This is a genomic window from Afipia dichlorophenoxyacetatis (genome assembly GCF_055386385.1).
In genome coordinates this window covers 5,767,764-5,791,205 of record NZ_AP029250.1, presented here as the reverse complement: position 1 = coordinate 5,791,205, position 23,442 = coordinate 5,767,764, and the positions used below count along the sequence as shown (strand labels likewise).

Here is a 23,442-nt window from a genome sequence, read left to right as displayed (position 1 = left end):
CACCCTGGAGAGCTCCCGGCCACAAACCGACATTTTCGGACTCTGCCAAAGCGTACGACGAAGTATGGGCCGGCCGAGCGCACCAGGGAACATGTTGACCGACGAAATAATTCGTAACCATATTTAATGTTGACTATATGGTCAACAAATGTTGACTATCGAGTCAACACAGTTCAGGTTTGTTGTTCGTATTCGAGTAAAGCAACCCGTTATTGGGAGTTGATACCGGCTTTGGCCGTATCTTCGTCAGGAGGCGCGCATGAGCAAGCTTCGACTGTTTCTTCTTGCCTTAGTGGTTTCGTTTGGCGTGCACTCTGAGCCCGTGCTCGCCGCCGAAAAAGTCCAGGCTTTGATCGGCATACGAAACATGGATGAGTCGCAGGCGCCTTTCATCGTCGCAAAGTATCTGGGCTATTTCAGCCAAGAGGGGCTCGATGTCGATCTGCTTAATGTAGGCGGGTCAAATGAAATCGCCATTCAAGTCGGCTCTGGCAACGCGAATATTGGCGTAGCCAGTCCTTCGCAAGCCGTGATCAGCATGCAAGAGAATGTGGCGGCGTCCTTGGACGTTCGCTACTACTACTGTTTTGCTTATAACAATATCTGGACGATATCCGTGCCGGAAGGCAGCAACATCAAGACGATCGCGGAGCTTCGGGGAAAGAAGATCGGCGTCCCTTCGTTTGGAAGCGGGGGGCTCACTTACGGCAAGGCTTATGTGCGTTCAGCCGGGTTAGATCCAGACAAGGACGTCACGTTTATTCCGATCGGGTCTGGCTCCCAAGCTGCGACTGCCATTCGACAAAAGGTTGTCGATGCGGTCGCGTTTTGGGATGTTGCCAACGCTCGATTTGAGCTCGCCGGCGTCCCGCTGAGGGATCTTGATGTCGGTGAAAAGTTTGAAGCGCTGCCGGATCTCTCGCTCCTTGCAAAAAATGACACCATTAAAAATAATCCGAAAATGCTGATCGGATTTGCACGAGCAGTGTCGAAGGCGGTCGATTTTACCCGCGCTAACCCAGCAGCGGCGGTTTACATCACCTGGAAAGTGTATCCGGAGAGCCGTTCGAAGGAGGCTGATCCTCAGAAGGCGCTTGCCGAAGGACTAAAGATCCTCCAGCTGCGGAGCCCCAGTTGGACGAGCCCTAAAACCAACGGCAAGAACGGACTCTTCCTCGAAGACGATTGGAAAAATTTGAGCGATTTTCTGCTGGCAGGAGGACAGATAGCCAAGCCCGTTCCGACCTCGCGAATATATACCAATGACCTGATTGACCAAATAAACGACTACGATCGTAACGCCGTCGTCCAACAAGCGAAAAATTTTGACCTCGGATTAATTCGTTGACCGAGTTGTCTCGGAGGTTGCGATGCGCACCCTAGCCGGCGCGCATCCATGCCATGTGCGAAGACTGAGCCTGACGATCTCTTACGCGTAGGTGCGGTGGAAGGGGATTGGCTGTCGTAGATGGGTCAGCAAGAGCATTGATTAGACGAAGTTTCGATGCAACATAGCGGCAACACGATTATGATAAACCGTTGAAATCGCTTCATGGAAGCCGGTTTCCTAAACCGTAGGTCGGAAGTTCGAGTCTTCCCGGGATCGCCAGCACATTTCTGCGCATTTCCCCTTCGAAAATAGATGTTTCGTTATTTTCCTGCTTTGTCAGCGGCCGGCTCGAACAGCAGGCTTACGATTCAGTGTGTTTAGCGCGATTTCCTTACGAGGCGGGCATCCATCGCGCCGCTATGGTGGACTAGGTTGAGGCTTTCTCTTCAGCGCAACGTGGAGGACGCCCATACTTAAGTATGCTTCGGTCAATCGAACGTACCGTGCGGATCAACCTCCGTGTAATGGTCTGATACGTTTCTCTCTGATTATCTTGACAAGTGAAGTGCCCGTCAAAACTTCATCCTAGACTTGGCCGCGCTCCTTACCCGCTCCCTAACGGGAGCGCGGTCTTTCCTATCCCGAATTCCTTGTTCAGCGGCGCGGCTTTTCTTCATGCGACGGATTCCACGCTGCGCACCTGTACGTCCGTATCACGTTGCACGCAAAGCTTCTCACGCAACTGGTCTCGTCCAGAGCGACAAACTCAATGACGACACGACCAGAGTTTAACGAAATCGACGTTCCGAGCGGCAGGCGATCAGAACAAGGCGCATCTGCGTTGCCGAGAACGGATCCTTCGCCCTCTGGAGCTGCGAGCTCACACCACGGGCATTGGACCGGCGTGCTCGGTGGGAACGACGTCATCCCGTTCAAGAGCGAGGGTGAACTGAAAAACGGAACCCCGAGGATCATTGGCGGTAACCCATAACCGTCCTCCGTGAGCCTCGATGATCGAACGGCAGATTGGCAGGCCCATGCCCAAGCCGTCGGGCTTGGTCGTGTAGAACGCCTCGAAGAGGTGGTCCGCACTCCGCGGGTCCAGCCCGGGGCCGAAATCCCGCACAGTGACGAGCACGTTGTTCGAGGCCTCCCTCCCAGTGCAGATATGCAATTCTCGCGTGTTCTCGTCGACGTCACCCATGGCTTCGACCGCATTCAGGATCAGGTTGAGAATGACCTGCTGCAGCTGGATGCGGTCGCCTTCGATCAGCGGCAAGCTCGCGGCGAGCTCGGTCTGCAGCGAGACGTTATGCTTCAGCAATTCGCTTCGGGTTAGGGCAATGACATCGAGGACGGCCTCATTGATGTCCAGCGGAGCCATACGCGGGGGCGCCTTCTTGATGAGGGCCCGGATCCGGTGGATGACATCGCTGGCCCGCCCGCCGTCCTTGACGATACGGCCCAGGATCTCGCGAACCTCGTCCAGATTGGGCGGTTCAGCCGCGAGCCAGCGCAAGGCGGCCTCGGCGCTGGTGACCACCCCGGTGATGGGCTGGTTGACCTCGTGGGCGATAGAGGCCGTCAGCTCGCCCAACGTCGTGACGCGCGTGACGTGAGCGAGTTCCGCCTGTGCCTGGCGCAGCTCCTGTTCCGCCCGCTTGGCCGCTGAGATATCCATGACGGCGCCGACGTACTCGACCTTGCCCGCTTCATCTCTTACGGCGCGGGCCACAACGTGCACGCACTTCACCGAACCGTCAGGCATCAGGAGCTGATGTTCGAGCTCCCAATCCTTGCCGTCGCGTAATGCGCGTTCGATCTGTTGTCGAACTCCGACGACGTCAGTTGGATGAATTCGTTGTTCGACCAGCTCGAGTGAAGGCCTGGCCGTCCGGTCGTACCCAAAAATCCTGAAAGTCTCCTCCGACCAGTAGAGATCTCCGCTGGAAATCTTCCAACCGAAACTACCCGTGAGGCTTAATCTCTGCGCTGCCGCCAGATAGGCATCGCTTCGCCGCAAGGCATCTTCGGCATGCTTGCGCTCAGTGATGTCGTTATTGGTCTCCAGGATCGCAACGGGATGTCCGCCTGGGTCCTGTTGCACCGCCCACCGGCTCGCCACGACGGCCCGCGTGCCGTCTTTCTTCGTGTGGACCAGCTCCCCTTCCCAGCGGCCAGTACGGAGCAACTCGGCCGTGATCTCTTCGAGCGGCATGGGAAAGATCGTCTGCATAAGCTGGTGAGATACGTTGCCGAGGGCCTCGCCTTTTTTCCATCCGTACAGTTCCTCGGCGCCTCGGTTCCAGTAGACGATGACGTCATTCACGTCGCGCACGAAGACGGTGTCGTGGGTGAGATCGAGGAGCCCAGCCTGCTCGCGCAGCACCATTTCTCTCGATTGGCCTTGCACGGCGAGGAAAGCTGTAGCGCCAATTGCCGCGAGGCTGAGAAGAAGGTTCGATAAGCCGATGCCTGGCGAGTTATCGTCATCCGACAGCACATAGCTGAGTACCGTCAGCGCCATTAACCCCAATGACGCCAGCACAACGCCACGCTTCTGAAGAAACCTGGTCGATAGCAACACAACGCCCACGTACAGCACGGCGAGAACGTTCTCCGCGGGAGTCATTGTGTCCAGGATGAAGATCCCGAGTGCGATGGCCACGCCAATAAATGCATCAGCACGCGACGTGACGATGGCCGGCGAAGCCGCAGTATCTTCCGCTGGGTGCTGTCCTGTCTGCATGTCACGCCTCGCCAAGAACATGCCTGTGAACACGCCGGGGAACATACCGGCGGTCTCAATATCGCGATCGGACTTTATGGTTCGGCCAATCTGGCGAGCTCACGCTCCCAGATCGAGAGCGATGGAGCACGAGCTGCCGGCTTGCGCAGCCAGTACCCCATTTGCCACATCGGTAGCTTGTCGCGATCTTTCCTGTGAGTAAAGCGGCAGCAGCAGGACGTTGGCAAAACGGAATAGGTGCGCTCGGGCCGAGCACACTACCAACGGTTGGCATGGCTTATCGATTTGTGGGCAAATGATGCTTTGCTCTGGTAAGCTCGAACGATCGGGAATGCTGCAATGCATAAGCAGGCAATCCGATCCCAGACTTCTCTTGGCTTCGTTTGGCATATCGCCAAGGAGGACAATGCGTCGTGAACGGGCGCCTAACATTGGCTCGCGATCTCGCGGGCGCTGAGGAGCCGATCGTCTTCATCATCGACGACGATGCCTCTGTTCGCGACGCGCTTGAGAGTCTTTTCCGATCAGTGGGGTTGCGGGTCGAGGTGTTCGGCTCGGCGCCCGAGTTTCTGCAGAGCAAGCTTCCTGATATTGCGAGTTGCCTGATCCTCGATATCAGGTTGCCTCGACTGAGCGGCTTGGATTTTCAGGCTGACCTGGTGAAGGTCGGTATTCACATTCCGATCATCTTCATGACGGGGCATGGAGATATTCCAATGACGGTCAAGGCGATGAAAGCCGGCGCCGTGGATTTCCTGACCAAGCCGTTTCGCGATCAGGACATGCTTGATGCCGTGGCGACCGCGATCGCGTGTGACAAACAGCGGCGGGTTGATGCAAAGGCGCTCTCCAATTTGCAGGCAGTTTTCGCGACGCTGACTCCTCGAGAGCGGGACGTGCTGGCTTTGGTCGCCACCGGGCTCATGAACAAGCAAATTGCAGCGGAGATTGGCATTGCTGAGATTACCGTGAAAATACACCGCGGGCAGGTCATGAAGAAAATGGGAGCGAAATCGTTGGCTGATCTCGTGAGAATGGCCGAGATGCTCGAAATTCATCACCCGAAATTCTAGTGCGGTGGTTCAGAAGTTCGCTTCATTCTCTCTGCGAATCCTTCACACTAGGTCGTTTGTTGTACAAACCTAAGTATGATTTTCCGATCGTTGTTTGCGGCGCACTCTTTCCTTCGACGGCTGCGCTGAGTCTCTCCGTTCGCGCCCGCAGGGAAGACCGTTTTGTCCAAAATTCCAGTGATCTCCATCATCGACGATGATGGATCTGTTCGCGCCGCGACCTCCACTCTCGTGAAGTCGCTCGGCTACAACGTCCATGCATTCACATCCGCCGAAGAATTCTTGCTGTCCAACGAGCTGAATGGCACGTCGTGCGTCATTGCCGACGTTCAAATGCCGAAAATGAGCGGTGTCGAACTGCAAGCTCACTTGCGCGCCCAGGGACATCGCCTGCCGTTCATCTTCATTACGGCTTTTCCCGTTGAGAGCGTCCGCGCGACAGCGCTGAAAGCGGGCGCGACGTGCGTCCTGACCAAGCCTTTCGGTGCGGACGTTTTGATTCAATGCCTTAACGCCGCTCTGGAACAGCATGGCCAAGAATGAGCTAACACTGAGCTCATGACTACTGAGCTGCCGCGCCATGTACGCCCTGCGCACCGGTATACGCAAGGATGACAAAACCAAACATTCAGACAGCTTGATGATGGACTGCGAGAGAGGCAAACTCAAAACACTCGAAGCAGCAGCTTCCACCCGCAGAATGGTAATTCCTCAGAAGGAGGTCGCCATGCGAATAGTCCTTCGTTGCGCTGAATGCGACAGTGAAGATCCAAAAATCATTTCCCTGCGAAATCCCGCGTATGAGCACTATTGCGGGCGGACATGCTTTCTCAAGGGCCAGGAAAGCTACATTCGCTGGGTCCTGCGAATGAAAGCGGAGACCGCAGCCGAACAGTTGTCGCAAGAGTTTTAGAGGTCATGGAAATGCACAAGGCGGATCGCGCCAAGACCTTCCTATTCGCGAAGGCATTTGTTTAAAGCGCTGGCTTTTTTAACGGCGCATAGTCTCCCGCCGCAAGCCGTCCAGATAGACGATGTATTGCTCATCCATCCACTTGAGTTCTCGTGGGTTTGGATTGGGACCGGCAATATCAAAACTCCGGTTCTGCATAAAATCATAGTATGTATATCCGCCGCCAATCTTGCGCCGGCCAAAGAATTTGAACTCGCATTCAGAGATCAGCGACCTCCGCGTTTCCTTGGATGTAGTTGCCCTTTCCGCCGCGTCGAAACATTCTTCATAGTCACGCGGTGCAGAGGTGAGCCACCACTGTGCACAGGATCCTGCAAGGACCAGGGTAACGCCGCAGTAGAGTGCGATCTGTCCCCCTGTCGCACGACGCAAGGCTAATGCTAACCGCGAAATGCTGCTCATGACTCTTCGCCTTGTTCGCGTGACAAATCGCGAATGTGATGGCGTGGCTTCGACATCGCGGTGACTTTGTTTCAGCATGTCGGGGCGTGCCTTATCCAACGGCAATCCTATACGGTCGAGGCACACGGTTTGATTCTACCGGAGTTAACTTGGATACCCTGTTGGTTTGCGCTGCCTTATACCTTGGTTTAGCAGCCGGCGATCTCGCGTCAGACGAGCGAACGAACTTGGTCGGAAGAAAATCGGCACAAACTTTTGTATGGCTGGCCCGAACCCTTTCGATACGAGACGCGTACCTACGTACGATTGATACGGCGGACACAATCCGTTTACGTTTCTGCGGTCGGAAGGGTCGATTGCAGGTGACGAATAGCCTGACGAGTCAGTCAAGTTTTTTACGCACGCGTTAAGCGACGCGACACCAAACAAGAGACGTCCGCTGCAGCCATAGGAGCCAACAATGTGCAGGAGGCAGCAACATCCGTGGAATGGCGCGGCGAAGCGTTGCGCGATTTGCGATCGAAAATTTGGCCTTATTCGACACTACTCTTGGTCGATCGCCCTCTGCTCAAAGAAGTGCGCGGACCGCTTCAAGGCCCGTCAACACAGCGACCGCAGATGGTTAAGTCGACTTGAAGCCGTCTCATAACGCTTGGAGTGGCCCACTCGGCAGTTTCCTAAGGCACTTCCGGAACAGGAAAAACGCGCATTGCCACGCCCTGTTTATTCCATGGAATACGCAATAGTCGTTAAGTTCGCGTTCTATCCACCGTAAGCGTGACATTACGAGCCGCCAGATCTATCTGGCGGCTCGTTTTCCTTATCTGAATTAAGTTACGCAGCTCGCACTGTTTCTAAGAACTTTCTCACCTCTACCTTGAGCCGATTGCTTTCCGATGAAAGCGACTGTGCAGAGGTAAGGACCTGCGCCGATGCGGATCCTGTTTCACCGGCGCCTTTGTTGACATCGTCGATATTGGAAGCAACCATTGCTGTGCCTGCTGCAGCCTGTTGAACGTTTCTAGCGATTTCCTGAGTAGCCATCCCTTGCTCCTCGACGGCTGCAGCTATGGTCGTTGTGATCTTTGACATGTCATTGATCGTTGAACCGATCTCCTTGATGGCAACAACCGACTCGCCTGTCGCAGATTGAATCTCCGCAATCTGTTGGGAGATCTCTTGAGTGGCTTTGGCGGTCTGCGCTGCTAGTTCCTTGACTTCGGAAGCCACAACGGCAAATCCTCGTCCTGCCTCTCCAGCGCGAGCAGCCTCGATGGTGGCATTGAGAGCCAACAAGTTCGTCTGGCCTGCAATTGCCTGAATTAACTCGCTAACATCACTAATGCGCGTCGCGGCCTTCGTTAACTGCGCAATTCGCTGATCTGTTTCTTCGGCTTGGCGCACCGCATTGACAGCAATATTGTTCGAGGTCTCAACTTGGCGTCCAATCTCCCGAATGGAAGTAGCCATTTCTTCCGTCGCCGATGCGACCGACTGAACGTTACTCGATGCTTCCTCTGAGGCCGTTGTGACTGAGGTTGAGAGTTGTTGTGTCGTCCTTGCCGTCTGTGTCAAGGAATGAGCTGCGGCCTCCAATTCCGTTGAAGCTGCGGATACCATTTCAATAATCTCGCCAACCGCTCCCTCGAAACTATCGGCAAGTTTGTGCATATCGTCCCTGCGGCGTGTGGCTTGGAGAGCTTCTTCTTTCAACGCCGCCTCCTGCTTATCCAACGCTTCCCGGGCGGCGTTGTCTCGAATCACGCCAATCGTTTGTGCAATGTCACCGATTTCGTCCCGCCGTTGAATGCCCGGGATTTGAATATCGAGTTGTCCGCGAGCCATACTTCCCATCGCGTTATTCAATTTCTGCAATGGATTTGTGACTCTCAACACGATGAAAGCCAGAACAGAGAATCCAATCGATATTGCGATGCCAGCGACGATCCAGGTTTGCCATAGGGCCGATGTAACGGTCGCTCGTGCCTCCGCAGTCGCTTGAGCCGCGCCATCGTCGTTAAACTTTATGTCCGCGTCCAGGGCCGCGATCGCTCCAGTAAAGACACTTACATCCTTTGAGCCGAACAGATCAGCGGCTTTTTCGCGGTTTCCGGATGCCGCTTCGGCTAACGCTTGCTCCTGTAATTTTTCGTACACCGGCCACTTATCAATAAACTTTGTCCACAGCGCTCTCTCTTCGGGTCCAGTGATCAGCTCTTGATAGGCCTTCGACGCCTTCTCGAGTTCCTGATTATGAGCTTGAAAGGCCGTCAACAATTGCGCGCGCTCACCGGCATCGGCTGTCATAACAATTCGAGCGCCATCTAGCCGCAACCGTGTCGTCAGGAACTTGATTTCCGCCAGGGTTTTTACCGATGGCATCCAGTTCGTCGTGATGTCATCGGTGTTTGAGCCGATCGCTTTAATTCTTGAGATCGCAATCCACCCCTGTCCCAGCAAGATGACGAGTAGAAGCGACAGAATAATGATAAGTGATGTCTTCAATGTAAGGCGCACGTGGATCCCCTATAAAAGTTTGAACAACGTTGTTTGGACTGTAGATGAGGTGTCATGTCCCAACACGAATGAGGTCGCCGCCGTTGGCGTCCGGGTTGAGTATTGGTCGCAATTCCGTGAGAGGTCGCGCGGGGCTAAACAAGTATCCCTGCATTTCCGTGCATCCGAGGCTTCTTAATATTCTTCTTTGCTCGTGGGTCTCGACACCCTCTGCGGTCGTGGTGATGTTTCGAGACTTCGCGATGTCAACGACCGCCTTTATGATCGATGTGGCCCCATTCGGCTCTGCTATATCGGCGATGAACGATCGATCGATCTTAATCTTGTCGAATGGAAACTTCCTGAGATAACTCAGCGAAGAGTACCCCGTACCAAAATCATCCAGCGCAATCCGGACTCCCAGGCCACGTATCTGATGAAGCATTTCGAGTGTGGCTCGATCATCGCGGATGAGAACCGCCTCCGTTATCTCGAGCTCAAGTCTGTTTGCGGACAGACCCGACTGGCCGAGCGAGCTGGCTATGGCCAGCGCCAGGCTCGACGACCTGAATTGAACAGGCGACACATTAACTGCGAGACGGATATTCGCGGGCCAGGACGATGCATCGGTGCAGGCTTGCTTGAGGACCCACTCGCCAAGTTGGCAGATCAGGCCTGTCTCCTCAGCGACCGGGATGAATTGATCCGGAGACAGGTTGCCGCGGGTGTGATGGTGCCATCTCAGGAGAACCTCGCACCCGGAAATTTCATCGGTCTGCAAGTCAACCAATGGCTGATAGTGAAGCGCGAAACCGGCTTGCGCATAATCGCCTTCTAGCACGATCTGGCGCAATTCAGACGACATCCAGTGTCGGTCTTTCACTTTTGCGTCCATCTCATCTTCAAAAAATCGAAAAGTTCCGCGGCCGTCATCTTTGGCCGCATACATCGCCATGTCGGCTTTCTTCAAAAGCTGGTTGCGGTCAATTCGCTTATCCGTCGACAAAGCAACGCCAATGCTGGCATCGGTTAAAATGTGATGCGAATGGCAAAGAAACGGCTGGCGCAGTATGGTTGAAATTTCAGCAGCCAGTCGGGCTACTCTGGCCTCCTCGGCGCGGCCGACCTCGATTATTGCAAATTCATCACCGCCGAGGCGGGCAACAAAATCCGGCGGCTTGATTTGGCTTCTGAGTCTATGCGCTGTGGCCGCGAGTAATGCATCGCCGACATCGTGTCCCAACGAGTCATTGACGCCCTTGAATCCATCGAGATCTATATAGAGAACCGCGATTTGTGTGTCGCCTTCGAGGCGGTCGAGTTCCTTTTGCAAGGTTTCCTGAAAAAGGAAACGATTTGGAAGACCAGTCAAAGAATCGTAATGCGCGAGATGTGTAATCCGGTCTTCATAGCGCTTTCGCTCTGTTACTTCCTCGATTGTTGAGACCCATCCTCCGTCTGGCAGTGCGCGATGGTATCCTTCAAAAGCGCGTCCGTCGGGAGTCTCAAACGAAGAATGCGCCGTATTCCCGTCCTTCAAGGCGCTGAAGAACGACGCGCAGTATTGTTCGAGATCTCCCTTGAGGGAGCCGGTTGCAATTCGCTGGGCCAGCTCTTCGCGGAACGAGCAGCCGGGTTTGACAACCTCGGAAGATAGCCCAAACCATTGAACATATCGGCTGTTGCACACGACCAGCCTTTGTTCAGCATCATAGAGCAGCAACGCCGGCGTCATATTATTGATGGCAACGTCAAGTCTCTGCTTTTCCAGAGTCAGTCTGTCCTGAGATTTCTTGCTCTGCTGCAGAAGTGCCTTCACGACCAAGAGCAGCGTTCCAACAATGACCGATATAGACAGTAACGCGGCCGCCACGAGCAAATGCGTTTGCTCCCGCCAATCGGACAACGCTGCTGAAACTGCCCGCGTTGCAACAATGGACATCGGAAAGCCGCCCAGTGCATGGACGGATCCAAGCTTTGCCCTTCCATCAACCGTGCTGACAATACGAAGGTTTGCGTGGTCGGTCCCTGACAGGACGGCCTGGAGCGGAGCTCCTTTGAAGTTTTTGCCTGCCGCTCCATCAAGGTGAGGGTAGCTGGCTAGTGTTTCTCCGTCGCGATGAACCAGCGATATCGTTGTGTCGGATCCAAGGGCGAGGGAGGCGAAGAATCCTGCAAAGTGTGACGGGGATATGCCTCGCGTGACGACACCCAAGAACTTTCCATGAGAATCCACTAATTTGCGGGCGAAAACGATCGCCCATCCATTGAAGAAGTGGCTGCGAACCAATTCGATCAGCAAAGGAGTATCGGTAGCATTGGATCTGAAGCTATTGAAGAAATCTCGATCCGAGATGCTTATCGCAGCAACGGGCCACGCTTGAGAAGAATTGATGAGAAGGCCATCTGCACCGAAGATACTTACGCCGACTGTATCCAGCGAGCCGCCGACTTTTTCTTTGAGCATTTCGTGTGTGCTCTCAGTGGAGAGCTGACGCGCAAACTCCTTCTCTTCAAGTTTAGGATCGGTCATGCGAACCTGTGCGCTAACCTCCTTGAGGACTTCGTCGAAGTCGTCGAATTGCTGATCAAAATGCCTGCTCAGGAGAAGGACGGTGTTGCTCAGCTCGCGCTCTGCGGTTGCCAAAGCCCGCTCACGGAATGTCGCAATCATCGCAACTGCGCTAAGCACAATCGCGACAATAAGGAAGGCCCCTCCAAAGATGAGCCAACGAATGGGAGTCGGTCGGGCCGGTCCTTGACCGGTGGATTGATCTATCGTGCCGACTGGAGGATCTGACGGCTCCTTCTGAGTGCGCAGCACAGTTGTTGTGCCAATGCTGGTTGGCTTCATTCGATATTGCGTCCATTTAGGCATGCGGAAACGTTCACCGACGAAGCGTCGGTGTTCGCGGTGCCATCAAAGTTGGATAAGCCGCCTTTAGACGCTTTCTAATCTTAAGCGACTGCGGGTGGTATCAAGCGTTGCGGCGATTTGTCGCGATATTTAGGGAGGTTCCCTAACAAAGTATTTTCTATCTGGTGGGTCGATCACGCTAAGGGGATCGCTCAATCAGGTCGCATGGCTCTCCGCGACTCGCCAAATTACAGAAACCTCTGTGCCACAGTGACTTCTTGGATAGATCGTGCTCAAGAAGCCGTGATGTGCATCATGAACGGCAATAGGTTTGATCTATCAAATCGATAATGCAGACGATTGCGTAGTCGTTGGAACTTCATTCGGACGCCTCACAATGCGTCGCCCTCGAGAATCAATCTGCTGTTTGCTCGAAAATCATCAAGAGCACTGTCATTGATCGTTTTGATGACACCGATTAGTTGTATCGATTGTGTGTTTCGCCGAACTCTTTGATTGCGCAATCGGAATATGCGACGAAACGTCGCCGTCAAAGTATTTGCCAAGCTCCCGTTGGCTAATCAACTCCACAACTGCCGACTCGTTGATCGTCGTCAGGAAACCTGCAGGGGTTGAATCGATTCCATTCTGATTTGTAACCGACATTTCCATCAGCGCGAGCCAATGCTCAGTATCGACCATTACAACCTGAGATCGTTCGACCTAAATCTCTTTCTTGCGTTCGACGCAATGATGATCGAGCGTAACGTGACGCGGGCTGCGAAAAGGTTGAGGGTGCAGCAGCCCGCGATGAGCCACTCGCTGTCTATGTTGCGCATGCTGCTGCAAGACGAATTGTTTGTGCGAAGCGGAAACAGAATGGAGCCTACGCCTTACGCATTACAATTAGCTGCACCGGTCCGTCGATTTCTAGCGCAAGCCCAAGACGCTCTTTCGTTCCGTGTCACCTTTGATCCATCTTCGGAGCGACGCATATTCCGAATGGCCATGACACCTAACTTGGAGGCTTTGCTCCTTCCGGAGCTCCTTTCAAACGTAAAGACAATAGCGCCTGGTGTCAGGCTTTCTGTACGAGAAGCGGACCGGCGAAGTATCACAGACATGCTCGAGGAGGGGCGCGCCGAGATTGGGGCTGGCCTATTCGATGCTAAACTTACATGGTTTTGCCATGAAACGCTTTTTCATGAACCTTATGTGTGCTGCTACAATGAGGAGTTGTTGAATCTAAACGGGCCTCTCAGCATTGAGCAATATTTCGAGCTTCCCCACGCGTTGGTTTCAACGAAAGAGAATCCGCTCGGCTGTTTGGATCGCGCCTTTGCAATGCATGGCAGAAGCCCCAACGTGATGACCTCTGCCGCGCACTTCTTCTCTGTTGCCGCGATAGCATCCAAGGCGCCGATACTTGCTACACTGCCAGTGACCGCGGCGACGCGCTATGCTCCGATCTTCGGGTTAACCATCGCTCCTCTTCCTATCAAGTTGTCCTTATCGCCTACCTTGATGATTTGGCATTCTAGGTTTGAGAAAGACGAAGGGATCCGGTGGCTCAGAGCTCGGTTGCGCGAGATATCTGCCTCGTTGTTTTCTTCTAGCGTTGGCGCGCAACATTTGCTCGGTTCAGATTAAATGTGGTCGAGACGTCTCCCACATTTCATCGATTTTTCTTCATCATTTGCGCATGCTTAGTACGCGACGAAGCTAAAGGCCAAAGATCGTCGAAGTCGTTCGTGCAGCTAGCTCCATGCGAGCGACGTACGCATCGGGCTGTGAGCTGATTTTCAGGCTGAGATCGCATCCGCGCGTAGGCGGCCTTCAAGGCGTCAATGTCGATCGTTTCTTCTGATGTCCGAACTTGCGCGCAGTAACCGTAAGCGAAGAGTGCCATGGGATGTTGAAGCTTCGCGCGCTTGCTTTTCGGTCTTACAGCCGAAACCAAAATGAGCTATACGGCTGTCGCTAATGTGCTCACGCGGAAGCGGAAGGACGTTCCTTTCTCTTCGCGCGATCTGAAGGTTCGGAAGTGACGTTCGTGAAAGCAGCCATTGTGAGTTTCGCCTTCGCTCTGTCGGTCTCAGGCGCGATGGCTCAGGACGCCGTTCCGTTGATTAAACCGAAGCCCGTGTTCGTTCCCGGCGAGTACGAGACCGAAAGCCGCAACAGCCAATTCCAGGCGCAGCCGGTAAAGTCGAAGACCTGCGCTACGTCTGTCGACTTCGATCACTTCCGTGACGAAACGTTGCAGCAATACCAGTCGTCGGGGACTTTCAATAAATATTGCACGCTGGGCGAAACGAAGAACATGCCGGATGGCTTCGCATTTGCCATGGACTGCAACGGGGCCAAGACCATCATCACTTTCCACTTCGCCAAGGATCTGGTGTCGCAGACCATTGAGACTCTCATTACCGGTTACAAGGCCGCTTCATCATCTATTCTCACCATAATGCGTCGCGTTGGTGATTGCCCGGGCCAGGTGCCGGGGAAGGGCGCTTGATCGAAATTACGATCAATTCGCTGCAACGTCGCCTTTCATTTGAAAGAAGACAATTACGGGACATCCGTAACTCAAGCGCGTGCGACGCCGAGCGTGCTTTGCATTCCGGCTGATTTGGTCTGGACGCTCCGCGGTCGCGATCGATAAGCAGCCAGCATGAATGTGTTGCAATCCTGTGGCGTAACCAAATGTGATGGAAGGAATCGGAACCAATCGGCGCTTGGCGTGTTCGCGCGTGGACCTCACAACTTTTAGTAGGAGGGCGCGCCATGCCTAATCTCGTTTCTGTTGTGATGCAATTCCTAACTCCCGACATGATTGCAAAGATTGCTTCCGCGCTGGGCCTTGACCGCAACCTCGTGCAAAAGGCGATTGGAGGTGCCGTCCCTGCGCTTTTGTCGAGCGTGGCGGATGCTGCCACCACCCCGGGCGGAATGCGCCAGTTGTTCAATTTGTTACAGCAGCAATCAGGCTCGCTCGAAAGCGTGAAGAGCGCGATTGCTGGCTCAGGCCAGAAGACGCTCGCCGATACCGGATCGAGTATGTTGTCAGGGTTGTTCGGCGGCGGGGCCTTGGACAGCATGGCGCAGTCGATCGGCAGGTTCGCCGGAATCAATGAAAACGCCAGCAAGTCGATGCTTGGAATGTTGGCTCCGGTGGTGCTCGGTGCACTGGGACAGCAGCAGCGCAATTCAGGGCTCGACGCAAGTGGTGTGGCGTCGCTTCTTGCTTCCCAGAAAGACCAGATCGTTTCGGCGATCCCAAGTGGCCTTGCCGATCAGTTGAGCGCCGCTGGCCTCATCGACCGCACCGCTGCGAGAAGCGAGATAGAAAGGGCTGCAAACCGCTCGTCTGACCGGATTACGCGCACGGCCAGCACTGGCGCGTCGCAGTGGCCCTATTGGTTGGCCGCGCTCGTCGTGGTCGGAGGCCTCGCCTGGTATCTGATGGGGCGCCCGGGTGAGAAGGTGGCGGAGGTCCCCCGGCCTGCAGCGCAACCTGAAACAACCGTAGGCGTAGCAAACCCCAATTTGACAGTCGGCGGAGTGAATCTAGCCAATCAGGTCAATTCGTCGATGGGCACTCTGAGGTCCGCACTTCCGGGAATCACAGACACAGCGTCGGCAGAGTCGGCCCTTCCAAAAATTCGTGAGGCAACGGCTCAGCTAAACGATGTCAGCACGCGGGCTTCGAACCTGAGCCCCGAAGGAAAGGCCGCGCTGGCGACGCTGATTGCGTCAGCGGCACCGACCATCAATCAGATGTGTGACAAGGTACTCGCCATGCCAGGTGTCGCAGGAATTGCGAAGCCTGCGATCGATGAACTTCGTAGCAAGCTCGACGCGCTCTCTCGCGCTTGAAGAACGTTGCCTCCAACATCTGACTCCAAGGAGAAAGACCAATGGCTGATAAGGCGAGCTTCACGAAAGAGGAATGGGCCTTGCTCCTGCAAAGTCCAGTCATCGCGGGTATGGCGATCACGGCTGCTGATCCCAGTGGGCTGTGGGGCTTGATGAAAGAGTCTTTGGCTGCTGGTGGTGCGTTGGCGCAGGCCAAAAGCGATCCTGGAGCCAACGCGCTCGTCAAAGCGGTGGCTGCTGATTTCACAACGAGTGAAGGACGAAGTGCTGCGCGTGAAGGGCTTCAAGAGAAACTCTCAGGCAGTCAACCTTCAGAAATCAAGGCTCAGTCTGTCGAGTTATTGCGGCAGGTATCCGCCTTGTTAGCCGCAAAAGCTCCTGAAGATGCTGCCGCTTTTAAGCAATGGCTCCGCCAGATCAGTCAGCACACGGCGGAGGCTGCCACGGAAGGCGGCAGCCTGTTCGGCATCGGCGGTGTTCAGGTAAGCGATGCGGAGAAGGCGACACTGACCGAAATCTCGAGTGCTCTGGGCGCCTGAAATTTCGGTCGGTTGACGTTCGCGTCTCAGTCGAGCTTCACGCCGGCCTCGGTGACGACCTTTCGCCAGCGCGCGGTCTCTGTAGAGACCAAGCTGGCGAAAGCGGCTCCCGTCACATCGGGGACGTCAGATCCATTGCGTTCCCAGGCTTCCTTCACGGTGGCCGTCTGTAAGGCGGCCTGCAGTTCCTTAGTCATGCGCTGGATGATTTCAGGCGGCGTGTTCTTGAGTGCAAACAATCCATACCAGGTCGACACTTCATAGCCTGGCAATCCTGCCTCCGCGGCCGTGGGGACATCGGGAAATGCGGGGACGCGTGTTGGTGCTGCAATCGCGAGTGCGCGCAATTGCCCGCTTCTGATCTGTGGCGCTGATGAACCGAGCCCGTCAAATACGATCGGCACATGACCCGCGATGAGGTCCTGCATCGCGGGGCCAGCCCCACGGTACGGGACGTGGAGAATTCGCGTCTGAGTTAGAATCTTGAACAATTCGCCAGCGAGATGATGCGTGGTGCCTGCGCCGGCGGAGCCGTAATTCAGTTTATCTGGGTTGGCGCGCGCATAGCTGATGAATTCGGCCAGCGTCTTGGCGTCGATTTTGTTGGGATTGACGACAACGACCTGCGGTGGCCGCGCAATCAGGGCCACTGCGATGAAGTCCTTTTCAATGTCGTAGTCGAGATTAGGATAAAGCGATGGCGCAATGGTGTGATGGGCCGCGCCCATGAAGAAGGTGTATCCATCGGGTGCAGCTTTAGAGGCTTGTGACGCGCCGACAGTGCCACCGGCGCCCGCGCGATTTTCGATCAGTACGCGCGTCCCAAGCTGTGTGTCGAGTTGCGCTGCGAGTGGCCGCGCAAAAGCATCGGTGCCGCCGCCGGCTGCGAATGGCACGACGAAGGTGATGGGCTTCTGCGGCCATGACTGGGCTTGTGCGTGATCAACTGTGATGGAGATGCTCGCCAACAAAGTGAGTGCGGCGAACTGTATTGATTTCAAATACACGGCGTTCCTCCCTGGATAGAACGGGGCCGCTTATGGCTGCGGCCTTCGGATTCTGCGGCATGTCTCCGGGCAATGATCCGGCCGCGCAGCGGTATTCTGGTGCGAAATTGTTACGCATGATCCGGCAAGCGGATCGACCATACAAGGGTCGGGACCCGGGACGTTTGGTCGCTCCCTGACGTCTGCGGTGCGGGATTTCACCCGATTTGGTTTTGAAATTTCTGCGGACTGTTCCCTGGCGTACGATTTCTGAAATTTGAAGAAATTCCGGTTCCATGCTCCAGATATGAGCTTAGGGCATATCTGTTGGCCGCGTTCAGTCTTTTTATATCGTTTTCCGATATATCTGTTGCGCCGTGATGGCCCTCCGCTTAAGTCCCATTGCGCCAGCGCCGAAGCTGCCGCGGCATCCCGAAAGTTCATCATGCATCGTTCCCCTTCCATGAATGCTTCGCCGCGTCTTGGCGATTTCACGACCGATCGGCGCGTCCTCGTGTTGGTTCTGATGGCTGCTCTTGTCGGCACTGGTGGTGCTGCAGCAGCCTGGTTGCTTCTGCATCTCATCGCTCTGACCACCAATCTGGTATGGTTTCAAAAATTCACAGCCGAACACATTCCGCTCTCTGGCCTCAAGCCGAGCGTGTGGATGGTACTGGCTCCAGTCCTGGGCGGACTGGTGATCGGCCTGATGGCGCGCTTTGGTTCCGAGAAAATTCGAGGACACGGCATACCGGAGGCGATCGAGGCAATTTTGATTGGCGGCAGCCGCATGCAGCCGAAAGTCGCGATCCTGAAACCGGTGTCGTCGGCAATTTCGATCGGCTCTGGCGGCCCGTTTGGCGCGGAGGGGCCGATCATCATGACCGGCGGCGCAATCGGTTCGCTGTTTGCGCAGTGCTTCAGCATGAGCGCAGCAGAGCGAAAGACGCTGCTTGTTGCGGGTGCGACTGCCGGCATGACTGCAATCTTCGGCACTCCGATCGCAGCCGTATTGCTCGCAGTCGAACTGCTGCTTTTCGAGTTGAAGCCGCGCAGCCTTATTCCGGTGATTACCGCATGCGCGGTCTCATCCGCCTGGCGTCCATTTATTCTCGACTCTGGGGCGTTGTTCCCGTTCGCGGGTCATCTGGATTTGCCGTGGTGGGGACTGTTTGTCTGCATCGGTGTCGGTATTGTCGCGGGGCTGCAGTCGGGCCTTCTCACTGGCTTGCTTTACAAGGCGGAAGATCTATTCGGAGAAATTCCGTTCCACTGGATGTGGTGGCCTGCGATTGGCGGCCTGTTCGTCGGCTTGGGTGGATTGATCGAACCCCGGGCTTTGGGCGTGGGCTATGACATCATCAGCGACCTGCTCGGCAGTCACATCACGACGAATGCAGTTGTTGCGATCCTGCTTGTGAAGTCGGCTATCTGGATCATCGCGCTTGCGTCCGGAACATCGGGCGGCGTGCTGGCGCCGTTGTTGATTTTCGGCGGTTGCGCCGGATGGCTTGAAGGTCAGCTCTTGCCGGGAGACGCCGGCGCCTGGGCTCTCATCGGCATGGCGGCGATGATGGGCGGCACGATGCGCTCGCCGTTGACCGGCATTCTGTTCGCCGTGGAGCTGACGGGAAATTTCACGCTGCTTGGTCCGCTGCTGATTGCAACGGCATCCGCCTATGCCGTCACTGTTCTGCTGCTCAAGCGCTCGATTTTGACTGAAAAAATCGCACGCCGCGGTCAGCATATCGTGCGCGAATACAGCATCGATCCGTTCGAATTGCTGCGTGTCTCCGAGGTGATGGTGAAGGATGTGGATACGTTGCCTGCCAGCATGCGTATCGATGAGGCTGTAGCTTTCTTTTCAGGTGAGGAACGGCGGCACAAATCCTATCCGATCCTCGACGCGGACCGAGGAATTGTCGGTCTCGTTGGGCGCGCTGATGTGCTGCAGTGGCGCTCCGAACGATCCCACGGCGAAGAGACCCTGTTCGACCGTGTTTCGGATAAATCGCTGATCGTCGGTTATCCGGACGAACCGGTGGCTTATCTGGCGGATCGCATGGTTGCCGCCGATGTTGGGCGCGTGCCGGTTCTCGATCGCAAGACCTCAAGGCTTGTAGGGCTCGTGTCCCGCAAAGATCTGTTGCGTATCCGGGCGACAGCCAAATCGGCAGAAGCGCAGCGTGTTGCGTATTTTGCTCGCCGAGCAGCAGTAAATGTTACGGAGAACGAGCCCGCGTAGCTCCGTACGCCAGATACAACAAGAAACGGATGATACAACCTCGCTTGCGACGACGCTCTGCGTCGCCGCAAGTTCTTTCGGAGTAAGTCAGCGTCGCCGAAACGGTTTCAGAATCTTGGTGAGCGTCGGGCCGACAGCGCCAAGCTCCTCGGAGTGAATTCTCGACAATTTCCGTAGCCGCTGCTCGCCTTCTCTCGTCAGTTTGACGAGGGCTCGCCTGCCGTCGGTGTCGTCAACCACCCTGCTAAGAAGTCCAAGTTTCGTCATCCGGTCCACGAGTTCGACAGCCGTGTGATGCTTGATGAACAGCAGGTTTGCCAGCTCTCCGATCGAAACAGGGTTCTGGCTGGAAAAGCCCTTGATCGTCAGAAGCGCCTGGTGCTGCTGCGGTGTCAGGCCGGCTTTGGTGGCTGCAGTTTCGCTGAATGCGAGAAATTTTCGAAGCTCAAACCGGAAGTTGGCCAGGGCTTCGTAATCGACCGCCTCAGGTTTGCTCCGGACAGTTTGGCCGGCGCGGCTCGAGGTAAGCAACGCTGTACGTTGAGGCCTTTGCTTTGAGCGGGTCATTCCTGATCCTGGGTGAGCCATTGGGAGGCGGCGGCACCGCCGTCGCTGCCCGACACTAGAGGACTCTGGAATCCAGTATCCGTGACGGATTGCCGCGCCTCACCGATATGTAGGTATAAACCCGCGGTTGGTAACCCGTCGGACGATCGCTATTCGCAGGCGGAGCTGATCAGGCTCAGAAGGATGATCTGGAATGCCAGAGGGATCTTTGTGCTTCTGCGGCGGATTGAACGCTCCAAAGCCTCCGTCACTTCCATCTTTGTAAGGGCACCTGCCGCAAACTTCAGTTCAAGATCCTTCCACATTGCCGTCAGCGATTTGCCGGCATGGTGGACAGGCTGAACGACTACCCCTCGGGATGCGGCCCAGGTGATGATTTCGTCAGCGGTTTGCGGGCCACAATTTCGCGCTGTCGCAAGCCGCTTCATCGTCAGCTTTTGCAGCAGCGCAGTTGTCGGAGTCCATTTTCCCTTCGGCGGTGTTTCCCCGATCAGCTCCGGCGCCAGCAGCTTCAACACGTTCAAGGCGCGGCTGCTCAATGGGGGCGCCGGTCGCGTTCCTGTTGCGTTGCCCGCAATACTGACTAATCGCGGTTTGTTCTCTGATGTCTCGGGAGACGTCCCAGCAGGAGACGATGTTGCCTCGGAAGACGAAGCGTTGTGATGGGCGACCGCGCCTTTAAGCTTTGTGCTCATACGCGTCCCGCCGCCGATGGCGTGCTGCGCTTATAATTTTTCTCAAAAAGCAGCGATGTCCGCGTCAATCCACGCAGAATGCAGGGATGTATAGGAGATTCGTTGCAACGCAGCATGATGCCCGGATGTATCGTAAAGCGACCCTATCCTAATGCGATAGCTCATGCGACGAAAGTGACATTGACGCCCTGTGTATCGTAAGGCGATATGCCCGCCGCATATTCGCGAAGCTGGTCCGCAATCACGCGGACCGCGACGCTTGAGAGAATTACAGGAGTAGACACCGCAGAACGATGACGTTTCTGCGACAGCGGATTCTCAGTCCGCTCTTGGCGACCAACAACGTCGCGCATCACACAACAAATATATCTTGGGAGGATAAACGTGATGAAGAAGAATATTCAGGATTTCAATGTGTCGCGTCGCGCCTTGTTGCAGACAGCAGCAGGGCTGGCGGGTGGCGCGCTGTTGCCCGCAGGCATGGTCGTTCCGGCCCTCGCCGATGATCATCCGGCGCTTGGGACGTATCCGGCCGGGTCGTCTGGATCGTCGGTTTTCGTAGGAATTTCCGTGCCGCGTACCGGCACTTATGCCGCGCAGGGCGAGGACCTGATCAAGGGCTATGAGCTCGCGATCGAGCATCTCAATGCCGGCCACGACCTGATGACCAAGATTTCGCCGAACATCAAAAAGGGTGTGCTCGGCAAAGAGGTCAAGCACGGCATCGCCGACAGCGAAGCCAAGCCAAATACGGCGGTGCAGAACTTCTCCAAGTTCATCAGCCAGGACAAGGCCGTGGTGATCACCGGTTCGGTGTCGAGCGCCGAAGCGGTCGCTATGAACAAGACCGCGGACCGTGAAAAGGTCATCTATCTGCCTGGCATTTCGGGCTCCAACGACACCACGGGCAAGGATTGCGTGCGCTATTCCTTCCGTGAGTGCTTCTACGCGGAGACGGCTGCACGGGCGATCGTGCCGGTGTTGATCAAGAGTCTCGGCAAGAACAAGAAGGTTGCATTCCTGACGCCGGACTACACCTACGGCCATACCGTGCGTGAATCGGTCGAAAATCATATGAAGGAAGGCGGCTGGACCACGGTCACCAACCAGATTTCACCGCTCGGCACCACGGACTTCTCGTCCTACTTGCTGAACGTCGCAAACAGCGGCGCCGATGTTGTCGTCAATATCAATTTCGGCCGTGACGCGGTGCTCTCGACGAAGCAGGCCCAGCAGTTCGGCATTCTCAGCAAGATGACGCTCACCTTGCCGTACAACACGCCGTTCCTCGCCAAGGAAGTCGGTGCTGAGAACATGCAGGGTGTGATCGCAGCCACCGATTATTGGTGGACGATGGAAGACAAGTATCCGCTCGCCAAGATCTTTAACGAGGCGTTCCGCGCCAAGTATAAGAGCAATCCGGAGTGGGGTGCTTGTTGCGGTTACCTGCAGCTTGCGATGTGGGCTGATGCGGTCGAGCGCGCCAAATCGTTCTATCCGCCGGACGTCATCAAGGCCTACGAGGCTGGTGCGAAGGTCCAGTCGATGGTCGGTGAAGTTCAGTTCCGTGCAGCCGATCACCAGTTGATCCGTCCGGTCGTCATTACGCGCGGCAAGAAGCCGGCTGACATGAAGAACCCGGAAGATTTCTACGAGGTGATCGACATCGTGGAGGGCGGTCCGTTGATGCAGGCGCCCGACGCGTTCGGATGCAAACTCGGCAGCGACACCTGATTTCGCGTCACTGTTTATTCTCCGTGCGCGAGGCAACTGGTGTTCAACTGGGCTAATCTTGTTTCACAGATGTTCAACGGTCTGGTGCTGGGGGCGCTTCTTGCGCTCATCAGCTCTGGCCTGACCATCATCTATGGCACGCTGGGCGTGCTCAATCTCGCGCACGGAGCAATGTTTATGGTCGGCGGCTACGCCGGCTTCGTTGCCTACAGCTATACCGAATCCTTCGCGGCGGCAGTAATCTGCGGTTCGCTGTTCGTATTGCTGGTCGGCGTGATCATGGAACGGGTGATCATCCGGCATTTCTATAGCCGGCCGGACGAAGATCAGATTCTGGTCACTTTCGGTCTCGGCATCTGCTTCGTCGAGATCATCCGCTTTTTCTTTGGAAGCCTGTCGCGCTCGATGCCGTCGCCCCCATGGGCAACCGGAATCACATCACTTGGCTTCATGTTCTATCCGACGTACCGCCTCGCGGTTGTCGGCATCGTCGCGGTCGCGCTCCTCGCACTCTATCTTGTGCTCTACCGCACGCGTCTCGGCATGATCGTTCGCGCCGGCATTGAAGACTCGGTGATGGTCGATTCGCTCGGCATCAACGTCTACCGGATCTTCATGATCGTCTTCGGTATTGGTTCCATGGCCGCGGGTTTTGCGGGCATCGTCAATTTGCCAGTGGCCCCGATTACGCCGGACATTGGAGATGCCGTCCTGGTGCAGGCCTTTGTCGTGATCGTGATCGGTGGCGTCGGCTCGTTCCCCGGAGCTGTACTCGGTGGATTGATCGCCGGTGAAATCCTCAGCGTCACCTCGATGATCAACCCCGGATACTCCTACGCGATGCTATTTGTCGTGATGACGATCGTGCTGGTCGCGCGGCCGCATGGGTTGCTCGGATCACAAGGGCGGAACTGAAA

General features: G+C 55.7%; 17 protein-coding genes. 10 read left to right on the top strand and 7 right to left on the bottom strand.

Going from position 1 to position 23,442, the window contains the following annotated elements:
* Positions 1-259 precede the first annotated feature (259 nt).
* Positions 260-1,348 (top strand): ABC transporter substrate-binding protein, encoded by a 1,089-nt coding sequence (locus ACZ5C3_RS27135; protein WP_464034186.1) that lies wholly within the window; start codon positions 260-262, stop codon positions 1,346-1,348.
* A gap of 862 nt (positions 1,349-2,210) precedes the next feature.
* Here the strand turns inward: ACZ5C3_RS27135 and ACZ5C3_RS27130 are convergent.
* The gene (locus ACZ5C3_RS27130; RefSeq protein ID WP_464034185.1) at positions 2,211-3,998 is read right to left on the bottom strand and encodes a PAS domain-containing sensor histidine kinase; all 1,788 of its coding nucleotides are present in this window, start codon (positions 3,996-3,998) and stop codon (positions 2,211-2,213) included.
* Positions 3,999-4,492: 494 nt separating this feature from the next.
* Here ACZ5C3_RS27130 and ACZ5C3_RS27125 point away from each other — a divergent pair, with 494 nt between their 5' ends.
* Together ACZ5C3_RS27125 and ACZ5C3_RS27120 are read left to right on the top strand one after the other, a co-directional pair.
* Positions 4,493-5,152: a response regulator transcription factor gene (locus ACZ5C3_RS27125; protein WP_464034184.1), complete on the top strand. Its 660-nt coding sequence runs from the start codon at positions 4,493-4,495 to the stop codon at positions 5,150-5,152.
* 162 nt (positions 5,153-5,314) lie between these two features.
* Positions 5,315-5,695 (top strand): response regulator transcription factor, encoded by a 381-nt coding sequence (locus ACZ5C3_RS27120; protein ID WP_464034183.1) that lies wholly within the window; start codon positions 5,315-5,317, stop codon positions 5,693-5,695.
* Between the two features lie 448 nt (positions 5,696-6,143).
* Here ACZ5C3_RS27120 and ACZ5C3_RS27115 read toward each other — a convergent pair whose 3' ends face one another.
* The 3 genes from ACZ5C3_RS27115 to ACZ5C3_RS27105 form a co-directional block, all read right to left on the bottom strand.
* Complete coding sequence (locus tag ACZ5C3_RS27115) at positions 6,144-6,527, bottom strand: hypothetical protein (protein ID WP_464034182.1); 384 nt, start codon at positions 6,525-6,527, stop codon at positions 6,144-6,146.
* 834 nt (positions 6,528-7,361) lie between these two features.
* A complete protein-coding gene (locus ACZ5C3_RS27110) occupies positions 7,362-9,044 on the bottom strand; it encodes a methyl-accepting chemotaxis protein (protein ID WP_464034181.1) in 1,683 nt (560 codons plus the stop codon).
* Positions 9,045-9,096: 52 nt separating this feature from the next.
* Positions 9,097-11,877: a bifunctional diguanylate cyclase/phosphodiesterase gene (locus ACZ5C3_RS27105; RefSeq protein ID WP_464034180.1), complete on the bottom strand. Its 2,781-nt coding sequence runs from the start codon at positions 11,875-11,877 to the stop codon at positions 9,097-9,099.
* Between the two features lie 687 nt (positions 11,878-12,564).
* On the opposite strand from ACZ5C3_RS27105, the gene ACZ5C3_RS27100 reads away from it, so the two are divergent.
* The 4 genes from ACZ5C3_RS27100 to ACZ5C3_RS27085 all read left to right on the top strand — a co-directional run bounded on the left by ACZ5C3_RS27100 (position 12,565) and on the right by ACZ5C3_RS27085 (position 16,298).
* A complete protein-coding gene (locus tag ACZ5C3_RS27100; RefSeq protein WP_464034179.1) occupies positions 12,565-13,530 on the top strand; it encodes a LysR family transcriptional regulator in 966 nt (321 codons plus the stop codon).
* A 403-nt stretch (positions 13,531-13,933) separates the two neighbouring features.
* Positions 13,934-14,398 (top strand): hypothetical protein, encoded by a 465-nt coding sequence (locus ACZ5C3_RS27095; RefSeq protein ID WP_464034178.1) that lies wholly within the window; start codon positions 13,934-13,936, stop codon positions 14,396-14,398.
* Positions 14,399-14,667: 269 nt separating this feature from the next.
* Positions 14,668-15,759, top strand: coding sequence for a DUF937 domain-containing protein (locus tag ACZ5C3_RS27090; protein ID WP_464034177.1), 1,092 nt, complete (start codon positions 14,668-14,670; stop codon positions 15,757-15,759).
* A gap of 41 nt (positions 15,760-15,800) precedes the next feature.
* Positions 15,801-16,298, top strand: coding sequence for a hypothetical protein (locus ACZ5C3_RS27085; protein ID WP_464034176.1), 498 nt, complete (start codon positions 15,801-15,803; stop codon positions 16,296-16,298).
* 26 nt (positions 16,299-16,324) lie between these two features.
* On the opposite strand, the gene ACZ5C3_RS27080 is transcribed toward ACZ5C3_RS27085, so the two are convergent.
* The gene (locus ACZ5C3_RS27080) at positions 16,325-17,305 is read right to left on the bottom strand and encodes a Bug family tripartite tricarboxylate transporter substrate binding protein (protein ID WP_464034175.1); all 981 of its coding nucleotides are present in this window, start codon (positions 17,303-17,305) and stop codon (positions 16,325-16,327) included.
* A gap of 424 nt (positions 17,306-17,729) precedes the next feature.
* On the opposite strand from ACZ5C3_RS27080, the gene ACZ5C3_RS27075 reads away from it, so the two are divergent.
* Entirely contained in the window at positions 17,730-19,529 is a 1,800-nt protein-coding gene (locus tag ACZ5C3_RS27075; protein ID WP_464034174.1) for a chloride channel protein, read from the top strand.
* Between the two features lie 87 nt (positions 19,530-19,616).
* Here ACZ5C3_RS27075 and ACZ5C3_RS27070 read toward each other — a convergent pair whose 3' ends face one another.
* Positions 19,617-20,096: a MarR family winged helix-turn-helix transcriptional regulator gene (locus ACZ5C3_RS27070; RefSeq protein ID WP_464034173.1), complete on the bottom strand. Its 480-nt coding sequence runs from the start codon at positions 20,094-20,096 to the stop codon at positions 19,617-19,619.
* A 149-nt stretch (positions 20,097-20,245) separates the two neighbouring features.
* Entirely contained in the window at positions 20,246-20,620 is a 375-nt protein-coding gene (locus ACZ5C3_RS27065) for a hypothetical protein (RefSeq protein WP_464034172.1), read from the bottom strand.
* Positions 20,621-21,178: 558 nt separating this feature from the next.
* Here ACZ5C3_RS27065 and ACZ5C3_RS27060 point away from each other — a divergent pair.
* Entirely contained in the window at positions 21,179-22,525 is a 1,347-nt protein-coding gene (locus tag ACZ5C3_RS27060) for a substrate-binding protein (protein WP_464034171.1), read from the top strand.
* A 39-nt stretch (positions 22,526-22,564) separates the two neighbouring features.
* Positions 22,565-23,440, top strand: coding sequence for a branched-chain amino acid ABC transporter permease (locus tag ACZ5C3_RS27055; protein ID WP_464034170.1), 876 nt, complete (start codon positions 22,565-22,567; stop codon positions 23,438-23,440).
* The last annotated feature ends 2 nt before the right edge of the window (positions 23,441-23,442 follow it).